Genomic DNA, 10,996 nt, shown 5'->3' with positions numbered 1-10,996 from the left:
CCTGCCCCCATCCCAGCCTTCCCCCGGAAGGGGAAGGAGCAATACCAAGACAGCGAAAGGACACCTTATGACCATTCTTCAAAGCTACATCGCGGGCCGCTGGATCGGCAAGGAAAGCGCGCAGCAACTGCGCAGCGCCATCAACGGGAAAGCCGTGGCCAGCACGCATGCCGAAGCCATCGACTTCGCCGAAGCACTGAACCACGCGCGCCGTGTCGGCCTCCCCGCGCTGATGGCGCTCGACTTCCAGCAACGCTCGGAGCGCCTGAAGGCCCTCGCCAAGTTTCTCGCCGCGAACAAGGAAACGCTCTACGCCATCTCGGCCCACACGGGCGCGACCCGCGCCGACAGCTGGATCGACATCGAGGGCGGCGCCGGCACGCTCAGCGCCTATGCCGGCATCGGCACCAACGAGCTGCCGTCGGGCAACCTGTTGCACGAAGGTCCGGCCTTCGCGCTCGGCAAGAAGGGCGGCTTCGCGGGTACGCACATCCTGGTGCCGCGCGGCGGCGTGGCGGTGCACATCAACGCGTTCAACTTTCCGGTGTGGGGCCTGCTCGAAAAGTTCGCGCCCAGTTTTCTCGCGGGCATGCCCTGCATCGGCAAGCCGGCCACGGCCACCAGCTATCTCACCGAAGCGCTGGTGCGGCTCATCGTGCAGTCGGGCATTCTCCCTGAAGGCAGCCTGCAGCTGGTCGTCGGCGGCACCGGTGACCTGCTCGACCGGCTCGAGGGCGCCGACGTGGTCACCTTCACCGGCTCGGCCGACACCGCGGCCAGGCTGCGCGTGCATCCGAACCTGGTGCGCCAGTCGATCCCGTTCAATGCCGAGGCCGACTCGCTCAACTGCGCGATCCTGGCGCCCGACGTGACGCCCGACGACGAGGAGTTCGATCTCTTCGTGAAGGAGGTGGCACGCGAGATGACCACCAAGGCCGGCCAGAAATGCACGGCCATCCGCCGCGCGATCGTGCCGCGCCAGCATCTCGACGCAGTGGCCGAACGCCTGCGGGCGCGGCTCGCCAAGACCGTCGTCGGCGACCCGTCGCGCGAAGAGGTGCGCATGGGCGCCCTCGCTTCGCACGCACAAAAGGCCGACGTGGCGGAGCACGTCGCCACGCTGCTGCAGGAGGCCGAGCTGGTCCATGGCGAACGCGACGGCTTCTCGCCGGTGGGCGATGGCGTTGGCGAAGGCGCCTTCTTCGCGCCCACGCTGCTCTTGAGCCGCAAGCCACTCGAACACGATGCCGCGCACGACGTCGAAGCCTTCGGCCCGGTCAGCACGCTGATGCCCTATGACGGCATCGACGAAGCGCTCGCGCTGGCCGCGCGCGGCCGCGGCAGCCTCGTCGGCACGCTGGTCACGCGCGACCCGGCCATTGCGGCCCGGGCCATTCCCGTGGCCGCCGCATGGCACGGCCGGCTGCTGGTGCTCGACCGCGAGGCCGCCGCCGAATCGACCGGCCACGGCTCGCCGCTGCCGCAACTCAAGCACGGCGGCCCGGGCCGCGCGGGCGGCGGCGAAGAGCTGGGCGGCCTGCGCGCCGTGAAGCACTACCTGCAGCGCGCCGCGGTGCAGGGCTCGCCCACCATGCTGGCCGCCATCACCGGGGAGCATGTGCGCGGCGCGGCCGTGCGCGAGAGCGAGGTGCATCCGTTCCGCCGTTACTTCGAAGACTTGCGGATCGGCGACTCGCTGCTCACCCATCGCCGCACCGTCGGAGAGGCCGACATCGTGGCCTTCGGCGGCATCTCGGGCGACTATTTCTACATGCACTTCGACGAGGTGGCGGCAAAGGAGTCGCCCTTCGGCAAGCGCATCGCGCATGGCTACTTCGTGCTGTCGGCCGCGGCCGGCCTGTTCGTCTCACCCGCGCCAGGGCCGGTGCTGGCCAACTACGGCCTCGATACGCTGCGCTTCGTCAAGCCCGTGGGCATCGGCGACACCATCCGGGCACGGCTGACCTGCAAGCGCAAGACCGACCGCAACAAGAAGGACGCGAGCGGCCACGGCCAGGGCGTGGTGGCATGGGACGTGGAGGTGACCAACCAGGACGGCGAGCTCGTCGCGAGCTACGACATCCTGACCCTCGTCTCCAAGAAACCGCACGCCACCTGAAGACCGGCACAGCGATTCCGGTGGTCGGCGGGTTTTCTACCTCTGGCTGAAGCCGGGCAGGCCGTGTAAATTCGGCCGCCATGCTTCTCTGGTTCCAGATCTTCCTTTTTATCTCCGGCACGGCCGCGCTGCTGTACGTCTCGCGCGGGCCGTTGAGCCAGCCCGGCTCGCACGGCTTCTACCGCTTCTTCGCCTGGGAATGCATGCTGGTGCTGATCATCGTGAACCTGCCGGTGTGGCATGTCGATCCGCTGTCGCTCACCCAACTGCTCTCCTGCGTGTTCCTCGCGCTGTCGATCTGGCTGCCGATCCACGCGGTCAAACTGCTCAAGGCCCAAGGCAAGCCGACCGAGGCGCGCAACGACGACCCGGCCCTCTACGGTTTCGAGAAGACTTCTTCCATCGTTTCCACCGGCGCCTTCCGCTACATCCGGCATCCCATGTACACGGCGCTGATGCTGCTCGCCTGGGGCGCCTTCCTGAAGCAGTTCACCTGGCTCACGCTGGCGCTGGTGCTGGCCGCCACGGTGCTGCTGTTCCTGACGGCGCTGCGCGACGAGCAGGAATGCATCGCGCATTTTGGCGACGCCTACCGCGAGTACATGCGCAGCACCCGGCGCTTCATTCCGTTCGTGCTGTAGCGGGTTGCGGCGGGCTGTAGCGGGCTGTAGCGGGCGATCCTGCGGTGGCGGAGCGCCGCCCGCGAGCCGTCCGGGGGCGCTCAACGGTAATATGCGTCTATCCCCCTCGGCGCCCGAAGACCCCCATGCCCTCCCCGAAAAGCACGGCTTTTCCTTCTGCCACGCAGGCCGCGCTGCTGTTCCTGGCGGTGTTCCTCTGCGAATTCGTCATTGGCGTTGCGCTGCGCGACGCCAACCGTTGGCTGGGCCTGAACGGCATGCAGCTCGGCGTGCTGTCCGCGGTGCTGGGCAACGGCTGCGTATTCGCCGTGGTCATGCACCACCAGAAGCTCACCTACCGCGAACTATTTCACGAGTCGCCGGCTTCCGCGAGGGCCACGCTGATGCTGGTGGTGCCGCCGGTGCTGCTGCTCGTGCCGGGGCTGATGGTGGTGATGACGGCCGTGCTCAACCTGCTGGTGTTCATCGCGCCGCTCTCGGCCTGGGAGGAGTCGATGTTCAGCCGCATGGCGGATGGCAGCGTCGCGGCCACGCTGGCGGTGTGCCTCATGGCCCCCCTGCTGGAAGAAATGCTGTTCCGCGGCATCGTGCTGCGGGGCTTTCTGCTGCGCTATTCGCGGTGGCAGGCCATCCTGGGCTCGGCGCTGCTCTTCGGCGCCGCGCACCTGAACATCTACCAGTTCGTCGTGGGGCTGGTCATGGGCACAGTGCTCGGTTGGCTCTATGAGCGGACCCGTTCGCTCATTCCGTGCATCGCGCTGCATGCGGCCTACAACAGCGGCACGATCTTCATCGGCGACTGGCCGGAATCCGCCTCGACGGCGGACGCGGCGTGGGCCTTGCTGCTGGTCTTGCTGGCCGGTGGGTGCGGCGTGCTGGCATTGCGCCGCATGCTCGTGGTGCCGGTGGCACGCGGGCCCGTGCCCTGACGGACCCGGAACCGGCCGTCCGAGAAAAACCTAGGGGCGCGCGGGCGGCAGCGGCCGCGCATCGACGGCCTCGCCATCGACGATGAAATGCCCGCCCGCGACGTGTTGCCGATCCGCCCGTCAGAGCGCAACGAACGCCGCCCAGAGCAACGCGACGGCACCGACGATCGAGCCCCACGCACCGACCATGTTTCCAGCATAGACGAGCTTGCCCAGGCCAGCGCCATCGGAAGACAGCCCGCGCTGGCCCGTGATCGCGGCCAGGGGCGTGGAAACGCAGAAGCCGTAGCCTGAAACGATCAGCGCAACGGCAATGACCCAGATGACCGGCGCGGAGACCGCAAGCAAGGTCAGCACGGCAGCTGTCGCGAGCATCAACGTTGCACCGATGGGCAGGCTCAAGTGCGCCACGCGCCAGGAGTTGACGATGTGGGCCGGCGCATTGCGCTTGATGGCCTTCGCATAGGGTGCGCCCAGCAAAAGTCCGAAAAGCAGGATCACTGCTGCGTGAAAAACGAGATGGCGTGCGGCTGCGTGCATGGAAAGGAGGAACATGGAGATGGCGCACATCCTATCCGGGGCTTGTTGTTCCCGAACGCGTTGTGTTCGCCTAACTCCCGCGAGTGAGCATCCGTCCCGCCCGCGCAAGCACCTTCGCTTCAGCGCCGCCACCGCAATACGCCAGCACGCCGTTCACGAACACCCGCTCCACGCCCAGGCTCACGCCGTGCGGCTTGTCGTAGGTGGCGGTGTCGGCAATGGTCTCGGGGTCGAACACCACCACGTCGGCCATGGCGCCCACGCGCAGCAGGCCGCGGTCGGCAATGCGCAGGTTGCGCGCGGTCATGCCGGTCATCTTGTGCACGGCCTGCTCCAGCGTGAACAGGCGGCGCTGCCGCCAGTAGCGCGCGAACACGCGCGGAAAGGCACCCCACAGGCGCGGATGCGGATGGCGGTCGTGCGGCAGGCCGTCGCTGCCGATCATGGTGAGCGGGTGCGCGATGACGCGCTCCACGTCTTCTTCCTGCATCTGGAAATAGCAGGCGCCGCCGGGCTTCAGGCGCAGGCAGGCCTCCTGCTCGGTGGTGCCCCATTCGCGGGCGATGTCGGAGATCAGGCGTCCTGTCATTTCCGGGTGCGGGTCCGACCAGGTCAGCAGCACGTCGATGACGCCGTCGACCAGGTCTTCGCGCAGCACGGTGGAGCCGGCCACGTAGGGGTACACGTCCATCGAGATCTTCTGCCGCTCGGCGAGCGTCTCGATCAGCGGCAGCGTTTCCTTCGTGCGGCCCCAGTTGGCGGGGCCGGCGCACTTGTGGTGCGAGATGACGAGCGGCACGCCGGCGCTGAAGGCCGTGTCGCCGGCTTCGTGCAGCGCCTCGATGATCTGCTGCATCTCGCTGCGCAGGTGCGTGGCGTAGATGCCGCCGTGCCTTGCCACGATGCGCGCGAGCGCAGTCACTTCTGCGGCCGGAGCGGCAAACGCTTCTTCGTAGAACAGCCCCGACGACAGGCCATGCGCGCCTTCGGCCATGCAGCTGTCGAGCAGCGCCGCCATGCGCGCGAGTTCGTCGCCACTCGCGGGCCGGTCGAGCACCTCCATGGCCGCGAAGCGCAAGGTGGTGTGGCCCACCAGCGCCGCCACGTTGAGCGCTGGCTGCGCAGCATCGACGGCCGCGCGGTACTCGGCCATGGTGGCGTGCTTGAACGACTCCGCACCCAGCAGCGTGAGCGGCGGCTTGGACTGCGGCGTGCGGTAAGGCGCAAGCGAAATGCCGCAGTTTCCCGTCACCACCGTGGTGATGCCCTGCGACACCTTGGGCAGGCACAGCGGGTCGCGCAGCACGATGGCGTCGTCGTGCGTATGCGCGTCGATGAAGCCGGGTGCAATCACCTTGGTGCGGCAATCGACGACATCGATGTCGGCCAGCGTGAGCCCTTTTGGCAACCGCTCGCGCAGCCCTTCGCCGAGCGCCAGGATGCGGTCGCCCTGCAGCAGCACGTCGCCGGACCACGAGGGTCCGCCCGAACCATCGACCACGAGGCCGGCTTCGAGCAGGATGGCTTTGGCGTCGCTCACGATGCGCGGCCTCCGGTGTTGATGCCGCCGCCGTCCCAGCTTTGCAGCGGGTGCGTGGAGGCGTCGATGCCATGGCGCTGAAAGGCCTCGCGGGCGCGCTGCAGGCGCTGCACGGCGGGTTCGCCACGGCGCTGGGCCACCAGCACCGTGAGAATTTCGATGGCAGTGAGGTGCGTCAGGTAGGCGTCGATGCCCACGTGCATCACGGCGTCGTCGGGCACCGAGAGACCCAGCAGGAAGTCGGCCTTGGCCGCCAGCGCGGTGCCGGGCCGCGTGAGCGCGACCACCTTGGCGCCTTGTCCGCGCGCGATGTCCACGGCATCGAGCAGCGAGGGCATGCCGCCCACGTGCGAGATGGCAATGACCACGCCACCCGGACGCTGCGCCGCGCCCGCCACCTGCTGCAGGTGGTAGTCGGCCCAGGCGTTGGCCGAGAGGCCCAGCCTGAAGAGCCGCGCCTGAAGATCGTTGACCATGAACCACGACGTGGCACCCGCGCCATACAGGTCCACGTGAGGCGCGGCCGCGATGGCGGCCACTGCCCCTTCGAGCACTTTCATGTCGAGCTGTCCGCGCACGCCCGAAACCGAGGCCGCGGCGCTGCGCGCGATCTTGCTGACGACCTCATCGGCCGCGTCCTCGATGTTCACGCGCCGGTGCAGGGGCGAGCCGCCGAGCGCCAGCTCCTGTGCGAGCGCGAGCTTGAACTCGCGCAGCCCCGCAAAGCCGAGGTCGCGGCAGGTGCGCATGATGGTGGGCACCGAGCTGCGCGAGCGCTCGGCCAGCTGCTCGAAACTCTCTTCGAGCGCGCGGTCGGGGTCTTCGAGGATCAGGTCGAGAATCGCGCGCCGCGTGGCGGGCGCGCTGCTGCGGAGCTCGGCGATCTTCTGAAGCAATGAGGGAGTCATCGGCACGTGTTCAAAAGTGCATGGCGACGGCGTCGCTCACGCGGTAGTTCTCTTCGACCACCGGCATCCAATGCCATTTGTCGAAGGTGGTGCACGGATGCGAAATGCCGAGGCCGACGCGGTCGCCAACCACCGGGGCCTGCGCTTCTTCGTTGGTATCCCATCGCAGGTAGGCGTGCTGGTCGTTAAGGGCGGTGATCTTCCAGCCGGCGGGCACGGCCTCTGCTTCGAGCATGCCGCGTGCGGCGCGCGCGATCGGCACCGGCATCGAGAGGTCGAAGGAGATGTCGCGCTTGCCGACGGCAAGAATCGCAAGGCCAGGCTCGGGCCGCGACTGCACCGTGGCCCACACTTCCATCGCGGGGCGCAGGCTCTCGCCGCAATCGCAGCCCAGGCGCTCGTCCACTGCGCTCACCATGCGCTTGTAGAAGCCATGGTCGTGCGTGACATAACAGCCCGAACGCAGCAGGCCGCGCACCGGCGCACCGAGCGCGGGCTTCAGGCGGCCGGCCACGAGATCGAAGATGGCCGAACCGCCGGCCGAGACCAGCACCTCGTCGGTCTCGAACAGCTGCTGCACGTCGCAGTGGCGTGCGATGGCTTCCACACGGTCCATCAGCGCGTTGGCGTAGGTGGTGTCGGGTTCGCTGGCGCCGGTGGCGCCCTGCCCTTCATACGTCTCGATGCCCACGAGCTTGACCGCGTCGCTGGCGCGCAGGCTCGTGGCGAGCGCCACCGCCTCTTCATGCGTGCGGCAGCCGGTGCGGGCGCCTTCGACGCCGATTTCGAGCATCACCTCGAAGGGCACGCTCTCGGGATGGCGCTTCGACCAGTCTTCGATCAGCGCGAGCTGCGCGAGCGAATCGACCAGGAACACCACCCGCAGGTCGGCATGCGCCTGCAACAGCAGTTGCATGCCCGCCAGGTCTTCGTCGCTGACCACCTGGTTGGCGATGAGCGTGCGGCGCGCGCCGGCCGCCACGCCCACGGCAAGCTGCGTCACCGTGGCGAAAGTCAGGCCCCAGGCGCCCGCATCGAGCTGGCGCTGGAAGAGCTGCGGCGACATGGTGGTCTTGCCGTGCGGCGCGAGGTCGATGCCCCACTCGCGCACGCGCGACTGCATCCACGCCAGGTTGTGCTCCAGCGCCTCGCGCTTGAGCACGGCCAGCGGCAGCGGCAGGTCGCCGGCGAGCACGTTCCAGCCCGCGGCGCCGACCTCGCTGCGGCGGCGCGGCGGCTGCGTGCGCGGGTAGCCCTTGAAGTTGCTGCCCAGCAGCGGGTCGGTGAAATCCTTGTCGGCGGCGGTGATGTCGGTCATGGTCATGCGGCAATGTTGGAGAGCAGCTCTTTGCGGATGCAGGCGCTGTAGTGTCCGACGGAAATCTCATCCAGCGCGGGCACGGTCTGCGCGCAGGCCTCGATGGCATGCGGGCATCGGGTGCGGAATACGCAGCCCGATGGCGGCGAGATCGGGCTGGGAATGTCGCCCTTGAGCGCGATGCGCTCTGTGGCGAGCGTCGGGTCGGGCTTCGGGCTCGCGGCCAGCAGCGCCTGGGTGTAAGGGTGCGAGGGCCGTGCGAAAAGCTCGTCGGTAGTGGCCACTTCCATCACCTTGCCCAGGTACAGCACCACCACCCGGTCGCACAGGTACTCGACCACGTCGAGGTCGTGCGAGATGAAGAGCATGGTGAGGCCGAGCCGCTCGCGCAGATCGGCCAGCAGGTTGATGACCTGCGACTGGATCGACACGTCGAGCGCCGATAGCGGCTCGTCGGCCACGATGAATTCGGGCTCGACCGCAAGCGCGCGCGCCACGCCGATGCGCTGGCGCTGCCCGCCCGAGAACTCGTGCGGAAAGCGGCTCGCATGCTCGGCGCGCAGGCCCACGGTTTCGAGCAGCTCCGCAATGCGCTTGTCGCGCGCGGCGGCACCCTTGTGCAGGCCGTGCGTGGAGAGCGCCTCGCCGAGGATGGCGCTGATGCGCATCTTCGGGTTCAGGCTCGCATACGGGTCCTGAAAAATGATCTGCAGCTTGCTGCGCAGCTTGCGCATGCGCTCGCCCGAGAGCGCACCGATGTCATCGCCGCGATAGAGCACCTGGCCCTCGGTGCGCTCGACCAGCCGCAGCACGGTGCGGCCGATGGTGCTCTTGCCGGAACCGGATTCGCCGACGAGGCCCAGGGTTTCGCCGGGTTGGATGGCGAACGAGACATCGTCGACCGCGCGCACCGGGCGGTCGCTGCTGCCGAAGTACTTCTTGAGTCCGCGGACTTCGATGAGGGGGGCGGCGGTGGTCATGGGGATGTTGTATTGGCTCCTTCTCCCGCTTGCGGGAGAAGGCGGGGGATGAGGGTGCTCGCGAGGGATGCGGGGGCCGCCCTCACCCCAGCCCTCTCCCGCACGCGGGAGAGGGAGCAAGACAGGAGCAGCGCGCCCGTCATGCGACCCTCGCAAGTTGGGCGTCGGGTTGTACACGGATGCATCGCGCCTGGCGGTCCTGACGGATCTCGATGAGCGGCGGAATCGCTTCCCTGCACCCCGCCAGCGCAAGATCGCAACGCGGCTCGAAAGCGCAACCCGGCGGCGGCGCGAGCGGGCTCGACACCTGGCCGCGAATCGCGAACAGGCGCTTGGGCTTGGGCTGCCCCGGCAGGCGCGCCTTGCCCGGCAGGCAGGCCAGCAGGCCCTGCGTGTACGGGTGCTCAGGCTGCGCGAACAGCGGCCGCACGGGCGCGCTCTCGACCACGCGGCCCGCATAGAGCACCACCACGTCGTCCGCATGGTGCGCGACCACGCCCAGGTTGTGGGTGATGAACAGGATGCTCATGCCGGTTTCGGCCTGCAGCCGGCGCATGAGTTCGAGGATCTGCGCCTGGATGGTCACGTCGAGCGCGGTGGTGGGCTCGTCGGCAATCAGCAGCGTCGGGTCGCAGGCCATGGCCAGCGCAATCATCACGCGCTGGCGCATGCCGCCCGAAAGCTGGTGCGGATACTCGTGGATGCGCTGCGCCGCGGCCGGAATCTCGACCAGCTCCAGCATGCGCAGCGCATGGGCCATGGCCGCCTTGCGGTCCAGCCCCTTGTGCAGCCGCACGCTCTCGGCAATCTGCTCGCCGATGGTGAAGACCGGGTTCAGGCTGGTCATCGGCTCCTGGAAGATCATCGACAGCTGGTTGCCGCGCAGGCTTCGCATCTCACGCTCGCCGATCTGCAGCAGGTCGAGCGACTTGCCTTCCCGCGTCACGAAGGAAGCCGAGCCGCTGACCTGCGCATTCGCGGTCTTGGGCAGGAGGCGCATCAGCGTAAGGCTGGTGACCGACTTGCCCGAGCCCGATTCGCCGACCAGCGCCGTGGTCTTGCCGGGCTGGATCGAAAAGCTCACGTCGGCCACCGAGCGGATCAGGCCGTCCTCGGTGGGGAAGCTGGTGCTCAGGTTGCTGACCTGGAGACGCGGTGTTTTCGTGGTCGTCATCACAGGGTCTTCTTCAGTTTGGGGTCGAGCAGGTCGCGCACGCCGTCACCCAGCAGTTGCAGCGACAGGGCCGTGAAGATGATCGCGAGCCCCGGGAACAGCACCACCCAGAAAGCCTGGTGCGCGTACTGCTGGCTGCCCGCGACCATGGTGCCCCACGTGGGAATTTCGGGCGGTACGCCAACGCCGAGGAACGACAGCCCCGCCTCGGCCAGGATGGCGTAGGCGAAGATGAACGACACCTGCACGAGGATGGGCGACATCAGGTTCGGCAGGATGTGGCGCCACAGGATGCGCGAGGTGCGCACGCCCAGGGCACGAACGGCCTCCACGAACAGCAGCTCGCGCACCACCAGCGTCGAGGCCCGCACCACCCGCGCCACGCGCGGGGTGTAGACCAGCACCAATGCAAGCACGGTATTGATGAGCGAAGGCCCGAGGATGGCCACGAGCGCAATGGCCAGCAGGATGTCAGGGAACGACATCATCGCGTCGACCACGCGCATCAACGGCGCATCGAGCCGGCGAAAGAAGCCGGCCATGAGGCCCAGCACCGTGCCCGCGATCACCGCACCAAGGGCGGTGAGCGCGGCAATGGCCAGCGAATAGCGCGCGCCGTGCACGATGCGCGAGTACATGTCGCGGCCGAGTTCGTCGGTGCCCAGCAAGTGTTCGGCGCTCGGCCCTTTCAGGCGTTGCAGCACGGCCGTGTCGTTGGGGTCGATGGAGGCGAACAACGGCGCGCCGATGGCGAGCACCGCGATGACCAGCAGCACCAGCGCGGAGACCATCACGATGCGGCGGTGCATCAGCTGGCGGAGCATTCGGGGCATTTGCATGGTGTTGC

At 68.1% G+C, this 10,996-nt stretch carries 10 protein-coding genes; 3 read left to right on the top strand and 7 right to left on the bottom strand.

The genetic code is table 11. The features are described from left to right. Positions 1-67 precede the first annotated feature (67 nt). From paaZ to ACJ7Z0_RS21825, 3 genes are all read left to right on the top strand, one after another. Positions 68-2,119: a phenylacetic acid degradation bifunctional protein PaaZ gene (gene paaZ / locus ACJ7Z0_RS21835; protein ID WP_434791504.1), complete on the top strand. Its 2,052-nt coding sequence runs from the start codon at positions 68-70 to the stop codon at positions 2,117-2,119. Between the two features lie 80 nt (positions 2,120-2,199). Further along, positions 2,200-2,760: a methyltransferase family protein gene (locus tag ACJ7Z0_RS21830; protein WP_434791503.1), complete on the top strand. Its 561-nt coding sequence runs from the start codon at positions 2,200-2,202 to the stop codon at positions 2,758-2,760. 125 nt (positions 2,761-2,885) lie between these two features. After that, positions 2,886-3,689 carry a CPBP family intramembrane glutamic endopeptidase gene (locus tag ACJ7Z0_RS21825; protein WP_434791502.1) on the top strand — a complete coding sequence of 268 codons (804 nt, stop codon included), beginning with the start codon at positions 2,886-2,888 and terminating at the stop codon, positions 3,687-3,689. 120 nt (positions 3,690-3,809) lie between these two features. Here the strand turns inward: ACJ7Z0_RS21825 and ACJ7Z0_RS21820 are convergent, their stop codons facing one another. The 7 genes from ACJ7Z0_RS21820 to ACJ7Z0_RS21790 form a co-directional block, all read right to left on the bottom strand. Continuing rightward, positions 3,810-4,244, bottom strand: coding sequence for a styrene oxide isomerase (locus ACJ7Z0_RS21820; RefSeq protein ID WP_434791501.1), 435 nt, complete (start codon positions 4,242-4,244; stop codon positions 3,810-3,812). Positions 4,245-4,299: 55 nt separating this feature from the next. Further along, positions 4,300-5,769: an N-acyl-D-amino-acid deacylase family protein gene (locus tag ACJ7Z0_RS21815; protein WP_434791500.1), complete on the bottom strand. Its 1,470-nt coding sequence runs from the start codon at positions 5,767-5,769 to the stop codon at positions 4,300-4,302. Continuing rightward, positions 5,766-6,677, bottom strand: a complete 912-nt coding sequence (locus ACJ7Z0_RS21810) for a MurR/RpiR family transcriptional regulator (protein WP_431124118.1) — start codon at positions 6,675-6,677, stop codon at positions 5,766-5,768. Before ACJ7Z0_RS21810 ends, ACJ7Z0_RS21815 begins: the two co-directional genes overlap by 4 nt. A gap of 10 nt (positions 6,678-6,687) precedes the next feature. Next, positions 6,688-8,001: an amino acid deaminase gene (locus ACJ7Z0_RS21805; protein ID WP_434791499.1), complete on the bottom strand. Its 1,314-nt coding sequence runs from the start codon at positions 7,999-8,001 to the stop codon at positions 6,688-6,690. After that, complete coding sequence (locus tag ACJ7Z0_RS21800) at positions 7,998-8,975, bottom strand: ABC transporter ATP-binding protein (RefSeq protein WP_431124122.1); 978 nt, start codon at positions 8,973-8,975, stop codon at positions 7,998-8,000. The genes ACJ7Z0_RS21805 and ACJ7Z0_RS21800 overlap by 4 nt, the downstream gene beginning before the upstream one ends. 139 nt (positions 8,976-9,114) lie before the next feature. Beyond that, positions 9,115-10,149, bottom strand: coding sequence for an ABC transporter ATP-binding protein (locus tag ACJ7Z0_RS21795; protein ID WP_434791498.1), 1,035 nt, complete (start codon positions 10,147-10,149; stop codon positions 9,115-9,117). Then, positions 10,149-10,988 (bottom strand): ABC transporter permease, encoded by an 840-nt coding sequence (locus ACJ7Z0_RS21790; RefSeq protein ID WP_434791497.1) that lies wholly within the window; start codon positions 10,986-10,988, stop codon positions 10,149-10,151. The genes ACJ7Z0_RS21795 and ACJ7Z0_RS21790 overlap by 1 nt, the downstream gene beginning before the upstream one ends. Positions 10,989-10,996: the final 8 nt, after the last annotated feature.

It is taken from the genome of Variovorax palleresanus, assembly GCF_051144945.1.
Lineage (GTDB): Bacteria > Pseudomonadota > Gammaproteobacteria > Burkholderiales > Burkholderiaceae_C > Variovorax > Variovorax paradoxus_S.
This window is presented reverse-complemented; position numbering and strand designations above follow the sequence as displayed.

Bases quoted from the DNA above. Each gene is read 5' to 3' on its own strand.
- ACJ7Z0_RS21830 (WP_434791503.1), top strand. From the start codon at position 2,200: ATGCTTCTCTGGTTCCAGATCTTCCTTTTTATCTCCGGCACGGCCGCG.
- ACJ7Z0_RS21810 (WP_431124118.1), bottom strand. From the start codon at position 6,677: ATGACTCCCTCATTGCTTCAGAAGATCGCCGAGCTCCGCAGCAGCGCG.
- ACJ7Z0_RS21820 (WP_434791501.1), bottom strand. From the start codon at position 4,244: ATGTTCCTCCTTTCCATGCACGCAGCCGCACGCCATCTCGTTTTTCAC.
- ACJ7Z0_RS21795 (WP_434791498.1), bottom strand. From the start codon at position 10,149: ATGACGACCACGAAAACACCGCGTCTCCAGGTCAGCAACCTGAGCACC.
- ACJ7Z0_RS21805 (WP_434791499.1), bottom strand. From the start codon at position 8,001: ATGACCATGACCGACATCACCGCCGCCGACAAGGATTTCACCGACCCG.
- paaZ (WP_434791504.1), top strand. From the start codon at position 68: ATGACCATTCTTCAAAGCTACATCGCGGGCCGCTGGATCGGCAAGGAA.
- ACJ7Z0_RS21790 (WP_434791497.1), bottom strand. From the start codon at position 10,988: ATGCAAATGCCCCGAATGCTCCGCCAGCTGATGCACCGCCGCATCGTG.
- ACJ7Z0_RS21800 (WP_431124122.1), bottom strand. From the start codon at position 8,975: ATGACCACCGCCGCCCCCCTCATCGAAGTCCGCGGACTCAAGAAGTAC.
- ACJ7Z0_RS21825 (WP_434791502.1), top strand. From the start codon at position 2,886: ATGCCCTCCCCGAAAAGCACGGCTTTTCCTTCTGCCACGCAGGCCGCG.